The sequence below is a fragment of the Desulfovibrio biadhensis genome, from assembly GCF_055388615.1.
In genome coordinates this window covers 2,611,418-2,637,978 of record NZ_AP042477.1, presented here as the reverse complement: position 1 = coordinate 2,637,978, position 26,561 = coordinate 2,611,418, and the positions used below count along the sequence as shown (strand labels likewise).

The 26,561-nt window shown below is 53.5% G+C and carries 19 protein-coding genes; 7 read left to right on the top strand and 12 right to left on the bottom strand.

Annotated features, from left to right (window positions below):
• Positions 1-508: 508 nt before the first annotated feature.
• Entirely contained in the window at positions 509-1,057 is a 549-nt protein-coding gene (locus ACZ5EH_RS11545) for a hypothetical protein (RefSeq protein ID WP_464274031.1), read from the bottom strand.
• Between the two features lie 218 nt (positions 1,058-1,275).
• On the opposite strand from ACZ5EH_RS11545, the gene ACZ5EH_RS11540 reads away from it, so the two are divergent.
• From ACZ5EH_RS11540 to ACZ5EH_RS11530, 3 genes are all read left to right on the top strand, one after another.
• Positions 1,276-1,653, top strand: coding sequence for a hypothetical protein (locus ACZ5EH_RS11540; RefSeq protein WP_464274030.1), 378 nt, complete (start codon positions 1,276-1,278; stop codon positions 1,651-1,653).
• Between the two features lie 424 nt (positions 1,654-2,077).
• The gene (locus ACZ5EH_RS11535) at positions 2,078-2,521 is read left to right on the top strand and encodes a flavodoxin (RefSeq protein ID WP_464274029.1); all 444 of its coding nucleotides are present in this window, start codon (positions 2,078-2,080) and stop codon (positions 2,519-2,521) included.
• Between the two features lie 322 nt (positions 2,522-2,843).
• The gene (locus ACZ5EH_RS11530; protein ID WP_464274028.1) at positions 2,844-5,123 is read left to right on the top strand and encodes an ATP-binding protein; all 2,280 of its coding nucleotides are present in this window, start codon (positions 2,844-2,846) and stop codon (positions 5,121-5,123) included.
• Between the two features lie 13 nt (positions 5,124-5,136).
• Here ACZ5EH_RS11530 and ACZ5EH_RS11525 read toward each other — a convergent pair whose 3' ends face one another.
• From ACZ5EH_RS11525 to ACZ5EH_RS11510, 4 genes are all read right to left on the bottom strand, one after another.
• Positions 5,137-6,768 (bottom strand): phytoene desaturase family protein, encoded by a 1,632-nt coding sequence (locus ACZ5EH_RS11525; protein WP_464274027.1) that lies wholly within the window; start codon positions 6,766-6,768, stop codon positions 5,137-5,139.
• Positions 6,769-6,870: 102 nt separating this feature from the next.
• Positions 6,871-7,581, bottom strand: a complete 711-nt coding sequence (locus ACZ5EH_RS11520; protein WP_464274026.1) for a DUF554 domain-containing protein — start codon at positions 7,579-7,581, stop codon at positions 6,871-6,873.
• Positions 7,582-7,688: 107 nt separating this feature from the next.
• Positions 7,689-8,006 carry a DUF190 domain-containing protein gene (locus ACZ5EH_RS11515; protein ID WP_464274025.1) on the bottom strand — a complete coding sequence of 106 codons (318 nt, stop codon included), beginning with the start codon at positions 8,004-8,006 and terminating at the stop codon, positions 7,689-7,691.
• Between the two features lie 111 nt (positions 8,007-8,117).
• The gene (locus tag ACZ5EH_RS11510; RefSeq protein WP_464274024.1) at positions 8,118-8,804 is read right to left on the bottom strand and encodes a Crp/Fnr family transcriptional regulator; all 687 of its coding nucleotides are present in this window, start codon (positions 8,802-8,804) and stop codon (positions 8,118-8,120) included.
• Between the two features lie 505 nt (positions 8,805-9,309).
• On the opposite strand from ACZ5EH_RS11510, the gene ACZ5EH_RS11505 reads away from it, so the two are divergent.
• The 3 genes from ACZ5EH_RS11505 (at position 9,310) to ACZ5EH_RS11495 (ending at position 13,928) form a co-directional block, all read left to right on the top strand.
• Complete coding sequence (locus ACZ5EH_RS11505) at positions 9,310-10,773, top strand: catalase (protein WP_464274023.1); 1,464 nt, start codon at positions 9,310-9,312, stop codon at positions 10,771-10,773.
• 102 nt (positions 10,774-10,875) lie between these two features.
• On the top strand, positions 10,876-12,333 hold the full coding sequence (locus tag ACZ5EH_RS11500) for an IS1182 family transposase (RefSeq protein ID WP_464274022.1): 1,458 nt from the start codon (positions 10,876-10,878) through the stop codon (positions 12,331-12,333).
• 137 nt (positions 12,334-12,470) lie between these two features.
• Positions 12,471-13,928 (top strand): IS1182 family transposase, encoded by a 1,458-nt coding sequence (locus ACZ5EH_RS11495; RefSeq protein WP_464274022.1) that lies wholly within the window; start codon positions 12,471-12,473, stop codon positions 13,926-13,928.
• Positions 13,929-14,032: 104 nt separating this feature from the next.
• Here ACZ5EH_RS11495 and ACZ5EH_RS11490 read toward each other — a convergent pair whose 3' ends face one another.
• The 4 genes from ACZ5EH_RS11490 to ACZ5EH_RS11475 all read right to left on the bottom strand — a co-directional run bounded on the left by ACZ5EH_RS11490 (position 14,033) and on the right by ACZ5EH_RS11475 (position 21,872).
• A complete protein-coding gene (locus tag ACZ5EH_RS11490) occupies positions 14,033-15,085 on the bottom strand; it encodes a hypothetical protein (protein ID WP_464274021.1) in 1,053 nt (350 codons plus the stop codon).
• A 23-nt stretch (positions 15,086-15,108) separates the two neighbouring features.
• Complete coding sequence (locus ACZ5EH_RS11485; protein ID WP_464274020.1) at positions 15,109-16,401, bottom strand: alpha/beta hydrolase family protein; 1,293 nt, start codon at positions 16,399-16,401, stop codon at positions 15,109-15,111.
• 14 nt (positions 16,402-16,415) lie between these two features.
• Positions 16,416-18,143 carry an alpha/beta hydrolase family protein gene (locus tag ACZ5EH_RS11480; protein ID WP_464274019.1) on the bottom strand — a complete coding sequence of 576 codons (1,728 nt, stop codon included), beginning with the start codon at positions 18,141-18,143 and terminating at the stop codon, positions 16,416-16,418.
• Between the two features lie 231 nt (positions 18,144-18,374).
• Complete coding sequence (locus ACZ5EH_RS11475; RefSeq protein ID WP_464274018.1) at positions 18,375-21,872, bottom strand: ATP-binding protein; 3,498 nt, start codon at positions 21,870-21,872, stop codon at positions 18,375-18,377.
• A gap of 811 nt (positions 21,873-22,683) precedes the next feature.
• On the opposite strand from ACZ5EH_RS11475, the gene ACZ5EH_RS11470 reads away from it, so the two are divergent.
• Complete coding sequence (locus ACZ5EH_RS11470) at positions 22,684-23,136, top strand: response regulator (RefSeq protein ID WP_464274017.1); 453 nt, start codon at positions 22,684-22,686, stop codon at positions 23,134-23,136.
• A 93-nt stretch (positions 23,137-23,229) separates the two neighbouring features.
• Here the strand turns inward: ACZ5EH_RS11470 and ACZ5EH_RS11465 are convergent, their stop codons facing one another.
• The 3 genes from ACZ5EH_RS11465 to ACZ5EH_RS11455 are packed head-to-tail and all read right to left on the bottom strand — an operon-like array spanning position 23,230 to position 26,493.
• The gene (locus ACZ5EH_RS11465) at positions 23,230-24,048 is read right to left on the bottom strand and encodes an HD-GYP domain-containing protein (protein ID WP_464274016.1); all 819 of its coding nucleotides are present in this window, start codon (positions 24,046-24,048) and stop codon (positions 23,230-23,232) included.
• Between the two features lie 3 nt (positions 24,049-24,051).
• On the bottom strand, positions 24,052-25,725 hold the full coding sequence (locus ACZ5EH_RS11460; protein ID WP_464274015.1) for a chemotaxis protein CheA: 1,674 nt from the start codon (positions 25,723-25,725) through the stop codon (positions 24,052-24,054).
• Positions 25,726-26,493, bottom strand: coding sequence for an Hpt domain-containing protein (locus tag ACZ5EH_RS11455; RefSeq protein WP_464274014.1), 768 nt, complete (start codon positions 26,491-26,493; stop codon positions 25,726-25,728).
• Between the last annotated feature and the right edge of the window lie 68 nt (positions 26,494-26,561).

Sequence of the window (26,561 nt, the reverse complement as noted above, 5' to 3'; positions counted from 1 at the left end):
ACGCTCAAAATTTCCTTCTACTTCAAACCCAACCTTGCCGCACAAACACCCCCTGCATATTTCATTCTAACTCATCCTTCATGCACAGTGTTTTTTTTTCGGATCATTTCAGCCGAATTGCCACAGAGCAGGTTTCACATGTTCTTCGTTTGCCTGAGATGCTGTGAACTCTCCATCACAAAGACTGTTATTCAACTGTAAAAGTGAGGTCGCTAAAATGGGTTCTCCCATCTATAAAGGAAGTCCAGTATTTCGCAACGCGCTAGCTCTGGACCTACAACAATGAACAGCGCCCATGGACATTGGCGGCATCTCAGAGGTCTAGAAACTGAGAGCTGCCGCATAGCCTCTACTTTTCAGATCTTCTAAAAAATGGGAGGAGTACCGCCCCACCTGCCATTGTTGCGCCAAGGTGTGTGAACATCCTACAAGTCACGCAACATATTGACTTCTTTCTTCTTGAAGTTTACTGGTCAATAAACTTACAGGAGGGAAAATGCTCAAGAGATCATGCTTGGTTACTGTCAGTATCGCGTTTGTTGGCGCCCTGTTTTTTAGTTCTGTTGCGCAGGCCTGGGACCTTCCAGATACAATACGCATCAACAATCATATTCCCCCACGGGCATGGCAAAAGACGGGCGCAGTCCAACAGCGAAAGAACATTAGCATACAGCGTTACCAATTGTTTCGCCCTGACGGCAGTCCGCAGGACTTCTTCCGCTTTGTCGCTGTCTGGCCCAAAGGGGATAATTTCTGTGTAGAAGTGTTTGGACTCAATGCCGAGCCCGGCAATATTCCATCCGATTGCAGAAAAGCCATTCCTGACCATGGCGTCAAGTACGCCGTCAGCGGTATTTTGGGCGCCCCTCGCTCCCTGAAGTAACAAACGCCTTGCAATTACACCGGCCAGGTCTGACCACTCGCTTCCGGCCTTTTCGGCCTCATCGGCATCAAAAATCGAAAACGCTTTCTGAAATAAACTGACGGTCTTTATACAATAAATCGGCACCTTGCACGCGGCGAGGTGCCTTTTTTTGTTGGCAAATGCCCAGGGCAAGAGCGATCTGGCGCGTATTTATACTCAAGCTATGAAACAGCTTTCTTCTCTCATAAGACTCAAAATACCCCCCCACGCCCCTTCACTCCAATCCAAAAAATCAAAAAATCAGGCAGTTATGGAAGAATGACAAAAATATTGACAATGAAAATCATTTTCAATAAACAATGGTCACAATCGCACTGCATGTGACGCAACCATGTAAAAAGGAGTTACCCGTGTTTTATCCAAAAGACATCCTCGGCATGGTCGAGACAGAAGGAATGAACGTTTTTTTCAATAATCGCAAGGCTTACCATGTAAAACTGCACATGGTGCAGTTTTCTCACGATGGCATGGTGAAAATCGGTCAGTTCATCCAGGACGCAGCTCAGCGCTTTGGCTTGCACCCCATGCGCATCAAGGAGTTGATGGCGGACAAAATGTACGTGGCGCCCCCGAATCAAAGTCTGTACTTTTTGTTCACCATTCCGGAACTGGAAGCTGACGTGCATGTTGAGATTCCCAAAACATTTTGGCAGTATACTGACTTTGTGCGCGAGACCCCGACAGTGCGGTCCAGCGATGAAAGTGCTGCTTTTGGCTGGGCGGTTTAGCCTGCAATTGCGAGGAAACTGCGCGAGCACCCTCATGGATTGTATCTTTTCACAAAGCGCCCTGGCGCGGCTGCCCCGCCCCAAATTGTTGTGCGATTCGCTGGCGACATTAGTATGGTGTTTTGCACTCTCTTTTCTCAATTCTGACCACCTGGTCCCTGCCCTTTTCCATACGAGGATCTTCGCTACTTATTTTCCTACCTTGTACCCAAATCCCTAAGCCGCGCCATGGCAACGCTTTTTGATGCAATGACACAGCATTTGTATGATAACGACTTTCAACCTCAAAATCATATGGCTTACAAATCACTGCATTGCCCTCCGCCCAAATAAGAGGGGGCAATGCAGAACTCCCTGGCAAAGGATACGCTATCTGTAAATAGAGTTACACAAACCGCCTATCGCAGGTATAATGAGGAGTATCATGAGCAAAGCCTTGATCGTTTACGGTTCAACAACAGGGAACACAGAAACCGTCGCAGACATGATCGAATCTGTCTTAAAAGCCGGGGGCATGGATGTGGACACCAAGAATGCTGCCGACGTCACCGCGGACAACCTTGCCGACGGGTACGACGCCGTACTGCTGGGGGCATCCACATGGGGAGATGATTCCATCGAACTGCAGGAAGATTTCATCCCTCTTTTCGACGATCTGGACAAAGCCGGGATTTCCGGAAAAAAGGTTGCGGTTTTTGGATGTGGTGATTCTTCCTACGAATATTTCTGTGGCGCTGTGGACGCCATTGAAGAGAAATCCCAGCAGCTTGGCGCTGTTATTGTGGGCACACCCCTGAAAATCGACGGAGACCCTGAGGATACGGAAGTCAAGGAGTGGGCGCAGCAAGTGTTGCAGGACCTGACGTAATTTTTCCCTTTAGCGGCATTGCGCCGCGTTTTATCGGCACCCTGCCAAACGCCTGGAGTTGCATGCACGCTGCATACAGCTCCAGGCGCTTTATTATATACTGTCCACGGCGCACTCAGATTATAATTTTTTTCTAATGTTTTTCCATCTTTCGACTGGACGCTCCCCCTTGAGGCGGATAAACAATATTCACCTTTTAAATGTACCGCTTTTTACGCTCCTCTTGGACATCCAGAAAATGTGTGGGCAAGCATCGCCCTGCAGCGGCAATACGTATTGAAAAGGCGTATGTTATGCGAACTGTATCAGGGGCAATTTTGGGGTGAAACGCTTTCTTCCTACTTCCGTCAGGTTCAACCTGGTGCTTGTGGTATTGTTCGGCATTTTGCCCATGTTTGCCCTTATCCTGGCATCCGGCTTGGAGCGGCGTCAGGATGAGCTTTATCATGCAGAAAGCACGACAATGCGGCTGGCGGAATTTTTCGCCTTCACCCAGGAGAATGAAATTCGTCGCATCAAGGAGGCGCTGACCAATCTGGCGGCATCGCCCCCTGTGCAAACCATGGATATTCCGGCCTGCAACGCACTATTAAAACACTATCTTGGCGCCAATCCCAACTATGTGAATTTTGCACTGATTGCGCCGGACGGCGAAGCCTTGGCCTCGGCATTGGCCTTCAAAAGGCAGAACTTATCTGAGCGCAAGGAAATCATAGGCGTTTTGCAGACTCGTGCCTTTTCTGTCGGCGAATACTCCATCGGCAAGGTGAGCGGGGTGCCTATCCTGCCTGTTGCGCAACCGGTAAAAAATGAACACGGAACTATTATCGGTATTGTCCTGGCATCGTTACGATTACAGGATTATTCCCGGATTTTCGAACAATCCAAGCTCCCGCCTGATTCGTTTGTAGGGCTAGCGGACCACAAGGGAATCCGTCTCTATTATTATCCGGCTAAAGAAACCAACCCCGTGGGCACCCACATTGCCCCTGCAGCGTGGAAAACTGTTCAAGATATTAAGCACGGCGGCCTTTTCACCTCCAAAGGATCAGATGGCATTTCACGTGTATTTGCTGTACGCCGGCTGTCTTCCATGCCGGGCAGCCCCCCGTACCTGAATATATTTGTGGGTTTTCCAAAACAAATTGTGACTTCCAAGGCGGCTGCCATCACCGTACGTTACATGGGGTGGCTGCTGTTTTCCCTTTTGCTGTCCTCCTTCTTTGCCTGGTATGTGGGCAAGTTCGGTATTGTGGACAGACTGACCCGGCTGGTGTCCCTGGCCCGCAGACTGGGCGAGGGAGACATGTCGGCCCGTTCCGGCCTCACAGACGGGGGCGGCTCCCTCGGCAAGCTGGAATCGTCACTCGACGCCATGGCGGAATCCCTGGAGCGCGACATTCACCTCCGCGAAATAATGGAGGAAAACCTGCGGCGCTCAAGAAACGAAGCCGAAGCTGCCAATGAGGCGAAAAGCACGTTTCTCGCAAACATGAGCCATGAAATCCGCACGCCAATCAATGGCGTAATGGGCATGATGGTGTTGATGCAAAGCACGGAAATGACTGCCGAGCAGACGGAATACACCGAGATGTCCATCCAGGCCTGCCGCCGTCTGGTGCAACTCATCAGCGATATTCTGGACCTCTCGCGCATAGAGGCCGGCATGATGGAACTCAGGGAGACATCGTTTTCCCTGGAAGATTCCCTGGGGGACGTGGAGCAGTTATTCGGGTTTGCGGCCAGACAAAAGGGATTGGAATTGCGTTTTGAGATCGGCCAGGGCATTCCCCACAGACTTATAGGAGATCAAGGCCGTCTACAGCAAATCCTCAACAATTTCGTGGGGAACGCCCTCAAATTCACCAGCGCTGGAGAAATCGTTCTGACGGCCCAGCTCGCCCGCTCAAAACGTGATGACGAACAGAGAATCCTCTTCTCTGTCAAGGATATGGGGGTTGGCATCCCGTATGAAAAGGTCGACAAGCTCTTTAAACCTTTCACCCAGCTCGACGGCAGCTACACCCGTCAATTTCAAGGGGCGGGTCTGGGGCTCTCCATTGTCAAACGCCTGGTGCAACTCATGGATGGCACCCTCTGCGTGGAGAGTGAAACCGGCGTTGGTTCCACCTTCAACGTATGCCTCCCTTTCAAGATAGATAAGAGTGACACCGGAGAAACATCCGCCGCTCCTGACGTCAGGGCGCACATCCCCAAAGGGCTGCGGGTGCTGGTTGCGGAAGACGACAAGACAAGCGCCCTTGTCATAACCAGAATACTTGAGAAAGCGGGGTGCGCCCCACAAACTGTGGAGAATGGAGAAAAAGCTCTGCAGGCAGTCAAGTATGACGATTTCGCCATTGTTTTCATGGATGTGCAAATGCCGGAAATGGACGGTGTGGAGGCCACACACCGCATTCGCGCTGGTGAGGCAGGCGCTGCCAAGGTGGATATTCCCATCATCGCCCTGACGGCGTACGCCATGACGGGCGAGCAGGAAAGCTTCCTTGCGGCCGGAATGGATGCCTATATTGCCAAGCCGGTGGAGAAGGACGCCCTCATGCGCACCATACACGAAATACTGAACCGCCCCCGAAGATAAGTTCTCCAGGCTGTTACGCCTTGTGTGTCAGATATTCTGCAACAGCGCGAAAAACAGACTTCCCCCCCATCAATGCGCCGTCATAACCGCCCCCGGGATTGCCCCATGCACTGGCCAGAAACAGCCCAGGCACTCCGGTGGCATTTGGCAATCGGCTCATGAAGGAGTTGTCCACGGTCTGATTATAGCCGTAAATGGCGCCCCCAGTATTCAGGGTATAGCGCAGGTTTGTCAGCGGCGTGGCGCTATCCTGCATCACAATCATTTTGGAAAGGCCCGGTAGCGCGCGTTCCTCTGCCCTGGCGATAAGCAGATCGGTGAGCCGTTTCTTTTCCTTATGATAGGCGCCCTTGCGCCCCTCCAGGTAGTCTTTTTCATAAGGCTTCCAGTGTTCATGGCCGCTGAGCGAAACAAGACAGATGCTCGAACACCCTGGCGGCGAGAACCCTGGCACCAGGTTGTCGTAGACCATCATGGAGAAGCCGGCATGCTCATAATTGCAGTCCATGGCAGCAGCGTAACCGGCATCCATATCCGTGCCGGCAAAATAACTGGTCTCGGGATCCGGATGCTCTTTGGTGATATCCTTGTCCAGCCCCAGCCAGACAATGAAGCTGCCCGGACTCAACGAGTAGCTTTCCACTCTGGCGCTATCTTTTTGGGGGAGCGCCCCTTGCGGCAGTAGCGTTTCAAACAACTGGGGCGCGCTGGCGTTGCAGACAACAGCCCCGGCTGTGTACTCGTTACCTTCCCTGGTTTTTACGCCCACGGCCTTGCCATTTTCTACCATGACGGAGGTGACGCGGCTGGCATAGAGAATCTCGCCTCCTGCATTGGTGACGGAAGCGGCCAGCGCCTCAGAAAGGGAGCGGGAAGTTCCTTTGAGATACGCGCCCCCCTGCTCCAGATACTCTCCCGTGGGGATAAGGTAGTAAAACGCCGCCAATCTGGAAGGGGGCAGTCCGTAGTACCCGCAGCTCTGGGTAAGTACGGCCTTTGCCTTGGGCTCCTGGATATGCTCGTCTACCAGCTGGCCCACGGTTTTATCATGGATGTACCAAAGGTTGGGGAAGACTTCGGGAAATTTCGACTCTTCCAGGCCAGGGAGATCCTTTTCCAGGCGCTGCATCTCCTCAAGGGTATCCTTCCAAAGCGTGAAATACGCCTCCAGCCCGTTGGCCTCCTGTGGAAAAAGCTCCACCATCTGGCGCTTGAATCCCAGCACACCGGCCTTGGCGGGAATATCCACGGCAAAATCCGGAAAACGCGACGACCACGCATGGGGGTGCGGCGCCAGGGAAAGCTTGTCCCAGACATCCAGCTCCTTGAGCATGGCGCGCATATCAGGACTATCCATACAGCTGGAGTGCAGAGAGATTTCGCAGGTGAATTCCCGCCCCTGGGTCAGTCGCTTGAATGAATTAGCATAGCCCCCAGGGGCTGCGTACTGCTCCAGCAGCAGGGTCTTGAATCCATTTTTGGCCAGGAAAGCAGCGCAACTGAGACCACCAAGACCGGCGCCCACCACAATCACATCATAGGCGCCACCGTGCGCGGCCGCATGGGCATTACCGGAAAAACGCCAGCCCACAAGGCTTGAAGCTGTCGCCATGGCGCATAATTGCAGGAAAAATCTACGATCCATGCTTTCCCCCAGTTGGTGCGATTCGGATAACCGTAAGCGCCCGCTGTACGTTGCATAGTTATGGCATCATTGCCGTGGTCCTACCCCCCTGCATCCGATCTGTCAAAAGAACCTGGCCCACAACCATGACAGCGGCATGACGATAATCAGCGCGGGAATCATGTTCGCCACGGGAAATTGCTTGATGCCGCAAATGCGAAAGCCCGTCGCAAGCATGATGAGCCCACCGCAGGCGGAAAAATCGGCCAACATATCAGGAGTGGTCAATGGCAGTATCAACGATGCAGCCAGATAAAGGGTGGACTGGACGCAAAGTTGCGGTACGACCAGAATCCCCACAGTCAAGCCCATGGTTGAAGCAAAAATAGGGGCGGTAAAGAAATCCAGAATCGCCTTGACGATCAGCAACGTGGGATCGCCTGTCATGCCTTCCGTCATGGAGCCATACACGCCAGTGCCGCTGACGCAGAACAACACCAAAAGCGCCACGAATTTATCCAGGAATTCCTCCTGGGGCATATCTCCGGATGGTTTGGTCAGCTTTTCCACCAGTTTGCGGCTTTTGCTGGCAGCTTTCTGAATGAGGGTTTCGAGCTGGATAAGCTCGCCAAGAATGGCCCCCACCACCAAAGCAAGTATGACCGGGGCAAGAAATTTGACTTTGACGATCATGGCCACGCCCAATCCCATGGAGGCGCAACCAAAAACCATTGGCATCCGGAGCCGCAGGTTTGCACTGAGTTTGGGGCCAAGAAGTGCGCCGGCAACACTGCCGGCGAGCAACGCCCCAGCGTTGACAAGAGGACCTATCATTATTGTTTCCTTACAAAGAGGGCGCGACTGCGCCATGCAGATAGTTTCGAAAAAAGCGAGTCTGACCGGCCTGCTTGGCAGCAGTGGCCAAAGCTGATGCCACAGGCTCAATCTTCCGATGTGAACCCGAATTCAATCTTCGATTTGGTGAAAAAAACGCGTAGACGGGCTTCCCTGATGCGGACCATCAACTTTTCACATTCGGCCTCTGTAAGCGCCATGCCGACTTGCACCGGAGGATCTTCGAGATCAAACAGGCTTTCCGAATGAAACCTGCCGTCGTGGCCGAAGCCTTCCTTGCCGGAAAAAAGCGTTGCCCCACGCACCCCAAGCCGCTTGGCTTCCTCTACAATCCAACTCGCGAGGGGGGTGCCGTCATGTTCCCGATTCTGTTGTGTAAAAAACGTTACGAAATATCCTTCCACTGTCTTCTCCTGATTCAGGGCTCACCCTTTTTTTGATTCGTAAAACAGATCGCTACCCCGAAAGACAGGTGCGAACAATGATCTGGATCACTAAAGGAGAAAATATGCGGCTTAGAGAACGAAAAACGGACTGGTGGACAACTCTTCAAGTTGTTCCAAATTCAATATTCTGATGGAGCCGCGGGATTTTTCGAGCAGGCCGCCTTCCTGCAGGCGAGAAATGACCCGCGCCGCTGTCTCGCGGGATACGCCGGTCATTTCGGCAACGTCGTTATTGGTCAGTGGCAGCTCCGTGCCGACTCTTGCGGAAAGCATGACCAGGGAGTTCAGCACGCGCTTTTCGGCGCTTTCGTCAATGATATCCAATATCCGCGTATAGGCGCCATCCAGCAAGTTACCCATGGTTGTCAGGATACCGGCAACCACATCAGGATTATCCAGGACCCAGGCCTTGAAAACGTGGCATGGAATGGCAATCAAGACCGCTTTTTCCGCAACACGGGCCGAAAAAAAACGGACTCCGGACTTGAAGCAGGTAATGGCGTTGAGCGGTCTGCCCCGCAAGGCAATCATGAAGGTGAAAACTTTTCCTGAGGGTGATTCCTTGGCCAGCACGACGCGACCGCTTTCCACCAGATAGTAGTAGTCGGCAGGATCCCCGGCATCAAAAACATAATCCCCTTTCTCATACGCCACCCGCCGGGCGTTCTGGGCCAGGCGGTCAAGCGCTTCAGGCGAAGCGTGCCGCAGGTTCACATCCTCCTGCAACGTGCGGAGCAGTATTTCGGTTTCGTGCATGCCCCCTCCCTGCTGCTAAGGGAATAAAATGTCTGGGTAGCGCCCCTGACTATAAAAACCACCGATTAGCCCAAAAGGCAAATATCCCGCCGCGGTTGTCCTGTCTTTGCAGCAATCTGGCGCCCATGGGCGGTATTTCTCCAGCACCCCCTTCTTGGTTGTTCCAACGGAAGCAATCCAGCAATCGGGGGCAAATATGTATTATTTGGAGAACCATTTTCCGGTAAATTACATTTTACTCCATAACATTAGCAAGTTGCCGTCTTTTTCAACAACAAGCAACTCATCCAGACACAGTGAGCAGGCGAACAGGCTGTATAATTAAAAATATTCCGTCATTTTTCGGGTAGCAACGTTGACCATGAATTAAAATTCGTGATAACAAACACAGCATGTCTTTTTATGCACAACACAGTAACTGGAATACATTGTCTTTACTTTTCTTAACAAACTGAAAGAACCCATGCGGCAGTAAAACCGCACAAAATGACACTGGAGGATTTGCATGAGCGAACACGACAAAAAATCATCCCCCCCAACCACCAATGATGCGGGCATCCCTGTAGCCAGTGACGAATACTCACTCACAGTCGGCCCGGACGGCCCCGTACTGTTGCAGGACCATTACCTCATCGAGCAGATGGCGAACTTCAACCGGGAGCGTATTCCCGAACGGCAACCCCATGCAAAGGGGTCGGGCGCCTTTGGGTACTTTGAGGTAACAAAGGATGTGAGCGCCTACACCAAAGCCGTATGCTTTCAGCCCGGGGTCAAGACAGACACCCTGATACGTTTTTCCACCGTTGCGGGCGAACGCGGCAGCCCGGATACCTGGCGCGACCCCCGTGGCTTTGCCCTGAAATTCTACACAACCCAGGGCAACTACGACATGGTGGGCAACAACACGCCAGTGTTTTTCATCCGCGATCCCATGAAATTTCAACATTTCATCCGCTCTCAGAAACGCCGCGCCGACAGCGGTCTGCGCGACCACGACATGCAGTGGGACTTCTGGACCCTTTCCCCTGAATCCGCCCACCAGGTCACATGGCTGATGGGCGACAGGGGCATCCCCAAAACCTGGCGCCACATGAACGGATACTCCAGCCACACTTACATGTGGGCCAACGCCAAAGGGGAGCGGTTCTGGGTGAAGTACCACTTCAAAACCGATCAGGGCATCGAGTTCCTTACCCAGGAAGAGGCTGACCGCATCGCAGGCGAAGACGGCGACTACCATCGCCGCGACCTGTTCAACTCCATCAAGAATGGCGACTACCCCACCTGGACGCTGATGGTGCAGATCATGCCGTTCGAAGAAGCCGAAACCTACCGTTTCAACCCCTTTGACCTGACCAAGGTATGGCCGCACAGCGACTACCCGCTGCACGAAGTGGGGCGGCTGACTCTGAATCGCAACCCTACTGATTTCCACACAGAAATCGAACAGGCCGCCTTCGAGCCCAACAGCCTCATTCCCGGCATCGGGCCCAGCCCGGACAAAATGTTGCTGGGGCGCCTCTTCTCCTATGCGGATGCGCACCGTGCGCGCCTGGGCGTGAACTACAAGCACATTCCCGTTAACCGCCCCATCGTGCCTGTACACAGCTACAGCAAGGATGGCGCCATGCGGGTGGAGAATGTCAGCGACCCGGTTTACGCACCCAACTCCAAGGGCGGGCCAAAGGCTGATCCGGAACAGTATCCGCAGGTTGAGGTCTGGAACGCAAGCGGTGATTTCATCCGCGCCGCCTACACGCCGCGCAAGGATGATGACGACTTCATCCAGGCGAACACCATGGTGAACAAGGTGCTGGACGACGCAGCGCGGGACCGTCTGGTCTCCAACGTTGTCGGTCACCTGAAAAAAGGCGTAAGCGAACCAGTACTGGAGCGCGCCTTTCAATACTGGCGCAATATCGATGAAAAAATCGGTGAGCGCATCGAAAAAGGAGTCAAGGGCATGTAAGCCCAAGACTCCATTTGCAAGCAAAGGTCCGGGCTATGCCCGGACCTTTCAGAATGCTGACAAACCCTCGCCAATTGGCGAGGGTTTTCTTATACTATCTTCATGCTAAAGCCGCCCAAAAATCAGCAGGTGAAAATGGAGTTTGTTTCGATCAACGAACTTGTCCCCATGAATCATCTGCTTCGCAAAATTGCCAAGGTTATTGATTTCTCCTTTATTCATGAGCTCACCAAGGATTTGTATTGCGAGGGCAATGGCCGTCCGGCCATTGAACCGGTGGTGCTCTTCAAAATGCTATTCATCGGTTATCTGTTTGGCATCCGCAGCGAGCGTCAGCTTGTCAAGGAAATCCAGGTCAATGTTGCCTATCGCTGGTTCCTTGGCCTGGGATTGCAGGACAAAGTGCCCGATGCCAGCACCATCAGCCAAAACCGGCGGCGCAGATTTAACGACACCAGCGTTGCCCAGGACATTTTTGACGGTATAGTGTTCCAGGCCATGAAAAAGAGGCTTGTCGGCGGACACACGCTTTACACCGATTCCACCCACCTGAAAGCCAACGCCAACAAGCATAAATTTACGGAAAAGCTCGTTGCCCAAAGCACGAAGTCATACTTGGGCGAACTTGAAGACGCCGTGGAGGAAGACAGGCGCAGGCATGGAAAGAAACCGCTGAAGCAGGACAACCGCGAAGCGGGGTCCAAGCGGATCAAGCAGAGCACAACCGATCCGGACAGCGGGTACATGGTACGCGAGGGCAAGCCTAAGGGCTTCTTTTACTTGGATCATCGCACTGTGGACAGCCGACACAACATTATCACCGACAGTTACGTAACTCCGGCCTCGGTGCATGACAGCATGCCCTATCTCGATCGGCTGGACCGACAAATCAACCGCTTCGGCTTTGCTGTGAAGCACGTCGGCCTCGATGCAGGATATTTCACCTCACACATTTGCAAGACGCTGGAAGAAAAGCATATTTATGGTGTCATTGGCTATCGTCGTCCCACTCGTCGCAAAGGGATGCTCCCCAAACGCGCCTTTGAATACCTGCCGGACAAGGACTGCTATCTTTGCCCCGAAGGCCAGGAGCTTCACTACTCCACCACCAACCGCGAAGGATATCGTCTCTATGACTCGTTACCAAAGGTTTGCCGCCGCTGTCCGTTACTGAAAGAGTGCACAACAAACCGGAATTGCAAGAAAACAGTGACACGCCATGTGTGGCGGGAATACGTGGATACGGTGGATGCGCACCGGCTCACGGAATTCGGAAAAAGAATCTATGCTCGCCGGAAAGAGACCGTAGAGCGCAGCTTTGCCGACGCCAAACAACTGCACGGGCATCGCTATGCTCGGTTCTGCGGCCTGGCTAAGGTCCAGGTTCAAAGCCTGCTTTCCGCCACATGTCAAAACATGAAGAAAATGGCCTTGCTGCTGGCCCCTTTGGGGCTGTCATACAAATATTTGCAGCCCAAATGCCTGTACTTTCTTCCTCAGTCTCTCTGTCTCGTTCGATTGGGGCCGATCGAGCCAACATCCCAGCTGGCAGCGGCCTGAAAAGAAATCGGTTCATAAAAACAAACCCCACTTTGCAAAAAGCGGGGTTTGTCAATGAGCTGAGGTCCGGGCATAGCCCGGACCCAGAATGCTGACAAATCCTCGCCAATCGGCGAGGGTTTTCTTATACTATCTTCATGCTAAAGCCGCCCAAAAATCAGCAGGTGAAAATGGAGTTTGTTTCGATCAACGAACTTGTCCCCATGAATCATCTGCTTCGCAAAATTGCCAAGGTTATTGATTTCTCCTTTATTCATGAGCTCACCAAGGATTTGTATTGCGAGGGCAATGGCCGTCCGGCCATTGAACCGGTGGTGCTCTTCAAAATGCTATTCATCGGCTATCTGTTTGGCATCCGCAGCGAGCGTCAGCTTGTCAAGGAAATCCAGGTCAATGTTGCCTATCGCTGGTTCCTTGGCCTGGGATTGCAGGACAAAGTGCCCGATGCCAGCACCATCAGCCAAAACCGGCGGCGCAGATTTAACGACACCAGCGTTGCCCAGGACATTTTTGACGGTATAGTGTTCCAGGCCATGAAAAAGAGGCTTGTCGGCGGACACACGCTTTACACCGATTCCACCCACCTGAAAGCCAACGCCAACAAGCATAAATTTACGGAAAAGCTCGTTGCCCAAAGCACGAAGTCATACTTGGGCGAACTTGAAGACGCCGTGGAGGAAGACAGGCGCAGGCATGGAAAGAAACCGCTGAAGCAGGACAACCGCGAAGCGGGGTCCAAGCGGATCAAGCAGAGCACAACCGATCCGGACAGCGGGTACATGGTACGCGAGGGCAAGCCTAAGGGCTTCTTTTACTTGGATCATCGCACTGTGGACAGCCGACACAACATTATCACCGACAGTTACGTAACTCCGGCCTCGGTGCATGACAGCATGCCCTATCTCGATCGGCTGGACCGACAAATCAACCGCTTCGGCTTTGCTGTGAAGCACGTCGGCCTCGATGCAGGATATTTCACCTCACACATTTGCAAGACGCTGGAAGAAAAGCATATTTATGGTGTCATTGGCTATCGTCGTCCCACTCGTCGCAAAGGGATGCTCCCCAAACGCGCCTTTGAATACCTGCCGGACAAGGACTGCTATCTTTGCCCCGAAGGCCAGGAGCTTCACTACTCCACCACCAACCGCGAAGGATATCGTCTCTATGACTCGTTACCAAAGGTTTGCCGCCGCTGTCCGTTACTGAAAGAGTGCACAACAAACCGGAATTGCAAGAAAACAGTGACACGCCATGTGTGGCGGGAATACGTGGATACGGTGGATGCGCACCGGCTCACGGAATTCGGAAAAAGAATCTATGCTCGCCGGAAAGAGACCGTAGAGCGCAGCTTTGCCGACGCCAAACAACTGCACGGGCATCGCTATGCTCGGTTCTGCGGCCTGGCTAAGGTCCAGGTTCAAAGCCTGCTTTCCGCCACATGTCAAAACATGAAGAAAATGGCCTTGCTGCTGGCCCCTTTGGGGCTGTCATACAAATATTTGCAGCCCAAATGCCTGTACTTTCTTCCTCAGTCTCTCTGTCTCGTTCGATTGGGGCCGATCGAGCCAACATCCCAGCTGGCAGCGGCCTGAAAAGAAATCGGTTCATAAAAACAAACCCCACTTTGCAAAAAGCGGGGTTTGTCAATGAGCTGGGTCCGGGCATAGCCCGGACCTTTTTTAACAAGCGACAAAAGTTATTGCGTGGGAATAGTCAATTGCAACGGCATTTCGTGTCGTTCCGTATCCAGCATGGTGAACGACAGCATTATGTAAGAAAAAACCTTTTTTGCCACTATGTTGTGATCATCCACCCAAAACCATCTCCCCTGCCATTTTATGGCAGCGAATGCGCCCAGAGGTTTCTTGACCGATGACTGCACCATGACCCGGTCCAGCAAGCGTTTACCGTCCAGACGTGGGTGCCCCGGCATGGCGCATTGCGTTTCCACATCCGCCTCAGGCACATCCACGCGTTGCGACACAGCGCCTAAAATCTGCCCCAGTGAGCAGGTCTGTATAGCTATCACATCAGTAGCACCCTCATTAAATCCAAACACAACAGCGTAGGTCTGCAGGTCTGCATCCAGGCCCAGCAACTCTTTCAGGGTGGCTACCCGCGCCATGGTTTCAGGTGTTGCATCAGCACTTCCCAATGATACAGTCAATTGTTGGTCTTCCGACTCTTGCAGCGTTGTTCTGCCCACATGCAGGGCGCCGTCCATCTGCAACTCGGAAAGCAACGCCACAGCCCGCACATAGTCAGGGTCGGCAGGCACATAGCCGCGTGAAGTCAACCGTTCATTGCGGAGTCCGTTTATGCTTCTGACTCCAAGACTGAATAGGAAATTGACAGACGCGCCAGACTCGACACCCAACATGACATTGCTCAGTGGCATGGGCAGCATCACCCCTTTCAGGAATGGCGCACCTGTCAAAGGCTTGTATGTGATTGTCGGCCGGTCGGTGTAGCGCCCGCTCCCGCCAAATTCCAATGAGCCGATCTTCTCATACAGGTTGTTGCTGCCCCCGAAACTGAGACTGCTCTCCATGGAGTATGAAGCCACTATTTCTCCCACATCTGTGAAAAAAAGCGGCTCTGCATAACGCATTTTTACTATGTTCATAAGAATCTGTCGCTTCCAGGAAGTAGCCAGGGAGTTGTTATACGCAACCCTGTCACGCTCCATGGTTCGGGGGCCGTAGGCGGAACATCCCGAAAGCAACATCACACCAACAAGAACAATCATCGACAGATGCTTGCCGCAGAACATTACTGCACCTCGCCTGCAAACACTGCATCAAGCCAGTCAAACACAACCTGCCCAACCAGGCTTCTATTCTCCATAAGACAATGGTTTGTCGCGCCCTCGTCAGAAGGCGTCACCACCATTTTGGATTCCGGCGACTGGAAGCCCGCCATGGCATCCTGCTGCATTTTCTTGACAATATCGCTGCGCATTTCCCCTTCGCCCAGGATGATCAGCGCTGGCACCGTAATCTTGGCAGGGTCAAAGGTATACCCCTTGTTGGCATCGGCCAGGGCGTCCGGAGCGTCCTGCGGCACCCCCCAGCGCCAGCAGATGGCCTCAACCACGTTTCTATGAAAACTGCTCCAGTTTGCAATATCCTCCGCCGTGGCCGTCACGGCCGGCATGGTGGAGAAAAGGGGGTACGCATCCACAACAGCGGAACTCATGATTATGGCCTTGAGACGCTGGTCGTGCATGGCCGCCTGGGGCACAAAACCGCCCCCACCGCTGTAGCCGAAGGCGGCCAGTCGCGTCGTGTCCACTTCCGGCCGGTTCACGGCGTAATCCACCACCGCTTTCATGGGCACATTCATGTCGGGGCGGAATATCCTCCCGGCGTAGGGCTCCACACCCTGGCCAGGCAAGTCCACGGTCATGAAATTATAGCCGCGCTCTAATGCTTCGGGGGCGATGTAAAAGAACAGATCCTCTGCAAAGGTCTCGCCACCGCCAATCATCAACAGCGTTTTGTGGGGGCCCTCTCCAGGAGCAGCTTGAAAATAGCCAGGCAACATTGCCCCATCAAAGGGAATCTCGATATACTCAAGCGGGGGCGCCATCATCGCTCCCGCCTTCTGCATCAACTTGCGGCAGGCTTCGGCGCGCGCCTTCAGTTGCGGGTCCTCTGGCAGCATGGAGATCAGCGAGATGCGGTAATAATAGGCCGCCCGCAAAAACTGGCGCACTGCGCTTATCTTATGCCCCCCTGCCAGGGATTTTTCTCCCCTGGCTTCCACGCGCAGCGCAAGCTCGTACCATTCGCGCTGCCAGCTGGCGGCATCGCCATCCTCAATATGCGAAGCTGCATAAAACGCTTCTCCGGTCTCAACACCGCCATTACCAATGGCCCCAAGGATCAGGTTCCCGAAATGGAAATCCATATCCCCGTCCTTGAAATAATAGTTGAACGTGGTGGCGTGTGCGTCAAAGGATTTTTCTTCGCCCCCCTTGTCACTCTCAGCGGCCCATATGGCTACAGGCAGGCACAAGAGCAAGGCCCCAGCAAACAATACCGTCTGGCAGATGGATTTCATGTTTTTACCCTTGCTTATGGTTTGGCCTGTTCGTCCAGCCAGTTGAGGATGCGCTCACCTGAGGCCAGGGGCGCGCCAAGTTGGCAATGAAACTGTGCGCCGTGGGTGTCATCAAACTCAAGGTAGGTCTTTGTACCGTCCAGAGCCGCATAGAATATCCTGGCCTGTTCGGCTGATCCGGCCACCTGATCTTCGGTGGAGCCGACGACAAGCATTTCCGTATCGATCTTGTCGATTTCTCCTTCCATGGAGAAACGTTGCAGCCTGGTCAGCAATTCGCAGGGGGTATCCACCTGGAATGTCCAGAACATCTGGCTGATAAACTGATCGAGGTCGGGTTGTTCGTCCATGACAGCCTGCACAAGGCTGTTCACCGTATCGCAATCGCCGGCTTCCAGCGCCGTGGCGACCTCGTCCGAAAACTTGGTCATGGTGCCGTCAAAAACGCTGAACACGCCACCGTCTACAATGCCCCATTTGATACGTTTCTCGTACGCCAGCGCACGCGGCACCAGGTACCCCCCCATGGAGTAGCCGATGATGGCGATTCGATCAGGATCAACATCCGGCAGCGTAAGCGCATAATCAACCACGGGTGTCACGACCTTTTCCCAATCATATCTGAAGGGGCGCTTTTGCTTTATGATCATCTCGCCCTGCCCCGGCCCCTCGAACACCAGGCAGGTATAGCCGTGTGCAGCAGCCTGTTTGGCGATGATGCTGTAAAGATCCTCTGCCGTGCCGTCGAGCCCTGTCTGGATCAGCAACAAGGGGTGTTTACCCTCTGTGTTTTCGACGGATGCAGGTCTCACAACGTAGCCGGGAAGCGTCGTATCTTCATAAGGAATACGCACATGGCTGATGTGTCCTTTAGAGAGTTCCGCCGCTTTGAGAAAGGCATCGCGACCGTTTTGCCAGGCGGCTTCGCCACGAACATCCTGGCCATAAAGGTAAATGGAAGAGGCGCGAAAATAGTTTGTGGCGCGAAAATATCCCTGACGGGCGCTCAGTTCATGTCCCGCAGCGGCGTAATCCACGGCCGCAGTGCGAGCTGTTTTGGCAATGTCGGTCCACTCCCGGTACCAGCTTTCCTTGTCAAAATCCTTTATGTTGCCTGTGGCGGTCAGCATTTCCCCCAGATCACCCGCCCCTGAAGCAATGAGCCCGAAACGCCAAAGACTTTGAAACACAAACGCCGCATCATTGAACAAAAAACCGCCCATCTCCCGCTCATTCTGGGGGCGAGGGACCTTTTCCTCGTCAATGGGTTTGCCGCGATAGGTATCCCAACTGGTAATGCCACCCGCGATGTACACCTGTTCCGGGTTGGGGAAATGGGTATGGATGAAAAGCCATTTGCGATCCGCGCCGGCATGCTTCACCAGGGCGTCTGCTACGGCGTTGAGCATGCCCTTCACGTCTGCATCACTAAAAAACGAAGGCACGTACAAATCCACAAACACAGGGGCGCTGGTGCTTTTGCCCTCGTAGACTATGGTGTCGAATGTCTGCCAGAAATAGGTGATAAAGGAGATATCAATGCCCGTCACCTCGCTCACGTCCTTGCTCACCGCGTCGAGCACTGCATTCTTGTCGAAGTCCACAGGAGCCGAAGTGATTCTGACCATGGGGTCCTCAGGCGCAATACCGCCTGCCCTCAACGCCTGCCCTGGTAAAATGCTCCCCAAAAAAATAAGCACTACAGCCAACACAAAATACGACATCCGTAGGTGCAAATGCATGAGCAAATTCCTGTTGTTAGGAGTTTCCGCAACGGGCAGGCAAAAGACATCGCACGGGACCGGCCCACTATGACCAAAATCTTTCATAATTGATCTTTGAGCCCTGCGATGCTGCTTTTGTCAAAATAAAACCGTGTGAATTCCTGTGAATATTTCTGCAACAGCCTGTTTTATATATACTTTACAAAAACTGACACAGAAATGAACTTGCTATCCGGACAAAAAAGCAAATCAGGAGAGATCACGCAGTGAAGCATAGGCGAGGTGCAGTTCTTCGTAGGCGCGCCCCTTTTCTGCAACATTTGCCAATACAAATTCTGCAGTGGCGTGAATGTCGCGCCAGCGGGGTCTTTTAGGGAGGGTGTTGCTGCTCAGGTATTTATCCAGGGTTTGGGTGCGGCAATAGCCGTCTTTTTCCAGGTACACGTTCCAGATGCCGGATGCTTCCGCCAAAGTGATCTTGCTGTTGCCGGCCGTTGCGCACCAGCAATCCACAGCCTGGTTCATGACCTGGACGGCCAGGGCGCGGCGTGCATCCGCTTCAGGTCGTTTCGGTGTGGCCACCAGGTTTTCGCTCAGGCGATCCAGCAGGGTATCCAAGGCGGTCAAATCTTCCAGAACACTTTGCCGCTTCTCCGCGCTTCCTGTTTCCAACGAAAGCACGGATTCCTCAAGCTCGAGAACACGCCGGCGACTTTTGTGCAATTCCTGCAACAGTGCAAAAGAAGGTCGGGCCATTGCCCCGGCGTCGGCGTTTTCCCCTGCAGCGGCTGCATCCCGAACAACCAGCAGCGTCAGGGGCTCGTCCTCCAATTCCACGTCATTCACAAACACGCTTTTTTCCAATGCGCCACCGCCGGCCTTGGCCAGCAACACACAAGGAACGACATTGAGGTCTCCATCCTTCGCCACGGCCTCACCATCCAGCACATCCATGAGTAACGTAGCCGCCTTGCTCTCCGGCGCCTCCAGCAACGCATACAAGGGGCGCCCCAGCAATTGATGCGGGCCATACCCCGTAAGCTGTGAAAACGCCTTGTTACAGAAGCAGATTTCCTTGCCCGGGTTTACCGCCACCATGGCGTCGTCCAAGGAATCGAGCAGCCGTGACAAACGCAATTGCATGAACCGCAGGCGTTGCTCATTCTTTTTGCGCAAGGACAGCTCACCTTTCAGCGTCAGGTTCTCGACCATCACGCCATAGGCATTACGCAATTCAATCTGCGCCCCCACCCTGGCAACGAGCTCCTCCCGGGAAAAGGGCTTTGTCAGGTAATCATTGGCGCCGGCCGCAAACCCTTGCACCACGTCCTCCACCCTGTTGCGTACCGTGAGCATGACCACTGGCAGGGCCGATGCGCTGTATTTGGCGCGCACCCGTCGACAGACCTCAAAGCCGTCCACCCCCGGCATCATGACATCCAGCAGCACAACGTCTGGCAGGGCGTCGCCCTCCAACAGCTCAAGGGCTGCGTTGCCATTATTCGCAGTACAAAAGGTTATGCCCGCCAGTTGCAGACAGGAAGTCACCACATGCAGATTTACGGGTTCGTCATCCACAACCAGCACCTGGCAATGCCCTTCGCAATCTTGTGGCGTACAGTCATCAAGAGGCAAAGGCAGCCGCCCGGAAACTGGCGAATCCTGCAACAAGGCTGCAGCCCCTGGAGGGAGCGCCGACGCTTCTTGTATTGCCTCCTCAGCCGCCTCTGTATGCAAAGGTATGGTGAAGGTGAATACGCTGCCTTTTCCGGGCTGGGAGCTGACGGCAATCTCGCCGCCATGGAGCTCCACAAGATACCGTGTTATCGCAAGCCCAAGCCCAGTGCCCCCTGTACCTGCGCCGGACGTTTCGTTGTGCGCCTGTTCGTAGGGGGAAAATATTCTTTCCTGATCTTCAGGGGAGATGCCCACGCCAGTATCCTGCACAGTCACTGTGGCGAATGTATCGGAACACGTTGCTGTGACGGTGATGCTGCCCTGTCGCGTGAATTTTAGACTGTTTCCCAAAAGGTTGAACAGAATCTGCTCAAGTCGGTCACTATCCGCCAGTAGCAGTGGAAAATCAGCAGGGACACTGTTTTGCAGAACCACGTTCCTGTCTGCAGAGAGCTGACCGACAAGCGCCAGCACTCCGGCTGTCGCGTCCTGCAAGGAAACTGCCCCCTTGTGCAGCATGATGTCCTGGTGTTCCAGTCGCGACAGGTCACGTACGTCATTGACCAGGTTGGAAAGCCGTTTCCCGCTATGGGCGAGAATCTGCAGGTGCTCCCGGGCAGCGTTGGTGAGCTTGCCCCCTGCTCCGGCAAGCAGTGCTTCGGCTATGCCCACCATGCCGGCAAGGGGGGTTTTCAACTCATGTGTCGTATTCGCCAGAAAAGAATCTTTGAGGGCGTTGAGCTGGCACAGCCGCACGTTGGTGGTTTCCAGCTTGCGGGAAAGCTGTTCCACATTTTTGAAGGCCTGGGCAAAACGCGAGGACACGAAAAAGGAATACGTCAAAATAAAGAGAAGAATGCCAAAGAGACCAAAATCTGCGGAACCAATAAGGTTGCGGTCAAAAAGAACGTCGTCGAACTCCGCAAAGCACAGTCCCAGATAGCCAGGCACAAGCAAGAGAACGCCGTCTTCCTTATTAAAGGTATCCAGTATGAACATTGCGATCAGGTAGAGAAAAGCTCCCCTAGTCGCAAGAAAGTAGAAAAAGACTGGCGGATCATACGCATTGGCGGGAGTACCCAAAATATAGGCGATGAAGACAGCCCCAAGTGTCAGAAAAAAACCATTGACCCATTTGCCCCAGGGTTTGGGAAATAAACCGTGATAAAAAAGCACCATAAGGGGGGTAATCAGCCCATAAGGCAACAGGGCCATATTGATGAACCACTCCCAAGAAAACCGGGGGGCCAGGACATCCATGAGAAGTCCCGAACCCGGGCTGAACACCGTGGCCACGCACCACAACAGACAATAGAGGGCAAAATAGAGATAGGTCCTGACCCTACGCCGCATGTAAAAGAGCGCAAAATGGTATAAACTCAGGCACAACATGGCGCCCCCTACAAATGCGCCTGTTATCCAGAGAGTTCTGCACCTGCCTTGTATCTGTTCCGTTGTACCCAACGTAATGGCGCGGGACAGACCGCCAACAGTATTGTGGAAGTTGGAAACCTGGATGACTATGTCGAGGATATTCTCTAGGGAGCCAGTTTTAGTGGAAAAGGCTGCAATAACAGAATGTCGTTTCGGGCTCTCTGTGTCGGCATCCTGCCCCACAGCGCCCGTGCCGCCTACGAGGGCGCCGTTGACCCACACATTTGAGACAGACAGGGCGCCAATCACCTGGAGGGACAGCTTTTCAGGGGAATTTTCGGGCAACAGCACACGCAGGTGATAGGTGCCATAGCCTGTGGAAGAAAAGGAGCCGGTTTCCCCCTGCTGCAGATGCCATAGGGCGGGCACCATTACATAGCGCGGTTTTATCCGCGCCAGGTCCGGACCATGCTCTCCAGGAGTGTACAGGTGGCGCCAGTAAAAATCCCATTGCCCGTTTAGTGAGGCAGGCCCCTGGGAGGCAATATCCCAATGGGACAGATCGATAACACCTGCCACAGCAGAGGGAGCGTGATGCTGTTTGACACAACCACCCAACGTACAGAGAAGCAAAAGCATCGCTAGCAGCAACATCCGGATGCACAACGGAGAATCCCCACGCCTGCGTGGCTTCATTTCTGTCACTCCGATATGCCCCCCTACCTATTCACTAGATGTGCCTGAAAATGCACTAGAAACGGACTACTGTCCAGGCAAGCCAGCGGTTTTCGAGGGGCAAAACCGATATACGAAACCAGGTGGCGCTGTTGCAGAGCAATGGAAAAATTCAGTCAGCCCGCATAACCGGAAATCAGCGGGTGCCAAAGCACTCGCATAGCCGCACCGGTAAATAACCGTGGGCCTGCTAAAGAAGTGAGGATTCAAATAATCGTATAAATTAATGTGATACATATTTTTCAAGAATAAAGAGGCGTCACAAGTCAAACCGTATGGAAACATTTTCACTCCGGATAAAAAAACTATCCCCCAAAATAACACCCGCATACTTCTCAAAAAAGAATGACATTTTAGGTAATTATTTGTCACACAACACAACTGACACAACTCCATGGCGGCAGGTTACAACATGCAACCTCCTAACAAAATGGTATATATTTTCTTTTGCCAAATGCAAAAAACAATACAGAAACAGCCAATAAGTAAGATTTCCCTTCTGGACATTTTCTTTACTTTTGCTGAAATAATTCACATGTTCCCGTTTTACCAATGCCGTACTATTACTATTTAACCTATCGCTGCACATGCACAATTTCGATTGTGCGCTACATGCCAGGGTGTAGCGCGTTGATTCATTCAGGAGGCGAATTCGCCATACGTCAAAAGGCTTGCATACGGTAACGTTGGAAGCAGTAATAACAGGATGCAGCCAGTTGACCTGCCAATAAAACACGATGGAACATCGGACCACAAATCAAATGGAGAGCTTGTGTCTTCAAAAAACGGAAGCGCCATGTCCGGACATGGTGACACATTGAATCACCAAGAGAATCCATCCAGCAAAGCCGTAATCCTACTTGTCGAGGATGACTTCTTTTACCAGAGCGTCCTCTCCACAATGCTCGGCAACGCAGGGTATACCGTACTGCTTTCCTCCGAAGGCAAAAAAGCGCTCGAAATATTGCATGAAAAAGAAGTGCACCTGGTCATCATGGACCTGCAATTGCCAGGTATCGACGGCGTAGCCACCACCCAGGCCATACGTAACGGCGAGGCAGGGGGCAAGGCGTCCCAAACGCCCGTTATTGCATATACGGCAAGGGTGGACGCCACAAGCATCTCACAGCTCTACAAAATAGGCATCAGCGACTACATTGTAAAACCGGCGCGTGCTGATTTGTTGTTGGAATCAATAGAAAAGGTTTTGGAATTGACGAAATGAACACACCATGACGGAATGCTTTTCCTACAGCCTACCAAGCACCCGCACAGCGCACTTATTCCAATAACCTCTGAACACATTTTATATAGACAATCATACCTTACTGCAATCCCCACCATCAAGAGCCTCTCTGAAACTGTTATCTTGCGTCTCCAGCCCCACGGAATCACCAAAGTTGCATCCGCCCATCGTCTCCACCTCTTCACGAATCTGCTGCACCGCTTCCAGGTTATTCAAAAAAATATCCAGCAAAGTGGGATCAAAGTGCGCCCCACGTTCACTGACCATGATTCCCACCACGCGCTCCACCGGGAATGCCTCTTTATAAGGGCGCTTGGAACTCAATGCATCAAACACATCCACAATGGCCACGATGCGCCCTTCCAATGGGATAGCCTCTCCCTTGATCCCTGACGGGTAGCCATTGCCGTCAAAACGCTCGTGGTGGTTAAAAGCGATGCTGCGGGCCATACGCATCACCTTGGACACAGCCTTGTCCAGCAGTTCCGCGCCAATGATAGTATGGCGCTTCATGACCTCGAATTCCTCCGGGGTCAGCTTTCCGGGCTTCAGGAGTATCTTGTCTGGAATGCCTATCTTACCCACATCATGCATGGGCGCGGCCTGGCTGATAAGTCGGGTGAATTCATCATCTGCACCTGCCGCTTTGGCCAATAATCTTGTCATGCGCCCCAACCGCATGACGTGCGCGCCGGTTTCGTTGTCTCGGTATTCCACAGCCATGGCCAAACGCCGTACGGTATCCTGATAGGCTTCTTCTATTTCCTTTTTGCTCTGACGCAAAGCGGAAAGCGCGCTATGCAAATCCAACGCGTAACGCTTGGTCTGCTCATAGGCGGATAGCATTTCACAATCATTATTATGATGCGGACAACGTACGCCACCACTCATTGCCTACTCCCCCACCTTTACCTCAGCTCCGGCGCCAAAACGCAATTGCAGATAAAAATCATCCTGATCGCATATTGCGAGCATGGCTTCCGCATCCAAAATCATGGCAGTGGTAGAGCCTATGAAGGCGACACCGGAAAAGAGAGATTCGCCAAGAAAATGGTGCATAGCCGTGAACGTGCGCACAACCACCTGCCGTTCTCCCAACACATCATCCACAAGCAACACTATTTTGCGGCCGCTCGCCTCCACCACGATGCCGAGTCCTTTTTCCGGCGCCTTGTAACGTGGGGTAATATGTAAAAGACAATGCAGCCGGTAGAAGGGGAACGTCCCGGCCCGGGCGTGGATGACCTCTCCTTCTTCAGCCATAACGTGCACGCTGCCCGGATCGGGGTTGAAGACTTCCCGTACACAGCCGGACCGCAACACAAATCGCTGCTCGCCAATGGCGAGGAGCAATCCCTGCGTGATGCCTTCCAAAGAGGCACGGTCCGTTGGCATGCGGATGGTAAAACGTGTTCCCACTCCTTTTTCGCTGGAAATATCCAATTCTCCCTGCAGGGCCTGAATGGCCCTGGACACGACATCCATCCCCACGCCCCGGCCTGAAACATTGCTGACAACCTTGGCGGTGGAAAAACCGGGATGCAGTATCATTCCAAAAACTTCACTGTCTGTGAGCGTTTGCCCAGGCTTGACGAGGCCTCGCTCCAGTGCCTTTTCCAGAATGCGCTCCCTGTCCAGACCGCGTCCGTCATCCTCTACAATCAGTGTCAGCTCGCCGCCCCTTTCCGATGCAACCATGCGCACGGTGCCTGTGCGCTGTTTGCCTGCGGCTTCGCGTGCATCAGGCGTCTCCAGCCCATGATCGACGGCGTTGCGTATGATGTGCACCAAGGGATCAGCCAACTCGTCCACCAGGCTTTTGTCCGCCTCCACGTTTTCGCCCTCGGCCAGCAGCTGTGCTTCCTTGTCCGTTGCAGTGGCCACTTCCCGCACAAGCCTTGTCATACGAGTGAAGGTGGCGCGCATGCCCACGCGACGAATATCCAGCACATGCTTGCGCAAATCTTCAATTCTGCGGTCGTGCTCCTGCAATGTGGCCCCTGCCGCGCCATCGCTCGCTTCCAATTGTTGCGCGAGCATGGAACTGGAAATGACAAGCTCCTGCACCCCTTCCATGAGATCATCCAGCTTGCCGGTGCGCACTTTTAAAAACTGTTGCTCCCGCTGCTTCTGCTCCTGTACCGGAGCCGTCTTGGCCGCTTCCGCCTGGGGTTCCGGGCGGTCTTCGCCCTGCTCGAAGGGAGCGCCCTCTTCCGGCGCAGGCGGTGCTGGCGCATCGCGTTCTTCGTGAGCCGGTTCTGACGTTTCCGCGTCAAAGCAAAGCCCCCCTGCACACCCCGCCGTCAGGTAGAACAATTGCTTGACGGCTTCGAGCACGCCAAGTAGCGCATCCACGGTTTCATGGTTCGGCTGAATGCGCCCTTCTCGCAAGGCCTGCATGATTTTGCGGGCGTCCTCGCTATTGGGGAAGGCGTTCTCCACCCCCAATGCTTGCAGAATTCTTTGCAGCAGCGCGACGTCTTCCGGCGTCTCCTCCAGGGTCAGGATATCACTCTCGATCGTCTCCACCCCCTGGCTCAATTTGCTGAACAAACCATGCTCGTACACCTAGGAGGACTCCTTTCTGCTTTGCCAAAAGGCGTCCACAGCATCATGGGGGGTGATTCTCGCCGCAAATCCCCAACTATGAAATGTTCCCTGGCATGCCGCCCCCAGACAGGCCGCGTGGATATCCAACCTGTCAGCTTCAACCCAAAGCGCCCCCCATGTGGTGGAGTTGATGGTGCGCACCTGTGTCAAATCCAGCAGCACAGGCGAGCCGTCCGGCAATGCCCGCAATGCCTCCAACAAAGGCGCAGCCTGACGAGGGAGATGAATACGCGCGAATTGTGGCTGCAAGACCAGAACCCCTTCACGGGTTTCCGCTACTATCCCGGCATCGTCATTCGAGGCGCACACAGCGCTTTTTGATGTATTGCAACTCGAGGCTTTGGGGATGTTCCCATTTCGTATGGCAACGGCCAGTTCCTCATGCCCCGCGCCCTCCAGGGGCGTTCCTTCTCTGGCCCTTTCCAGAACATGGAACACCATGTCCACACAGCGCATCATGAATGCCGGATCCGCCTGCACCGCCCCTGACTGCATGCCTTTCAGCAGGTCCTCCACAGCATGGGCATAGGACGCTATTGCATCCAGCCCCAAAAAGGCGGCCGTTCCCTTGATGGTATGCAAGGGGCGCAACATCATATCCACACTGGTGGACAAATCTCCCTGCCTCGCCAGCTCCATCCCCTGGGCCACCTGGGGGGAAAAGGTCTCTTCCACATCCAGGAAAAACCCCTCGAGCAATTCGGGATCGAACATCGAAGTGTCCATGCCAGCTCCTTGTAGGCCGCCCTATGCCACGTTACCCGAAAGCAGGGGACAATTTACTGTCGCTCGGG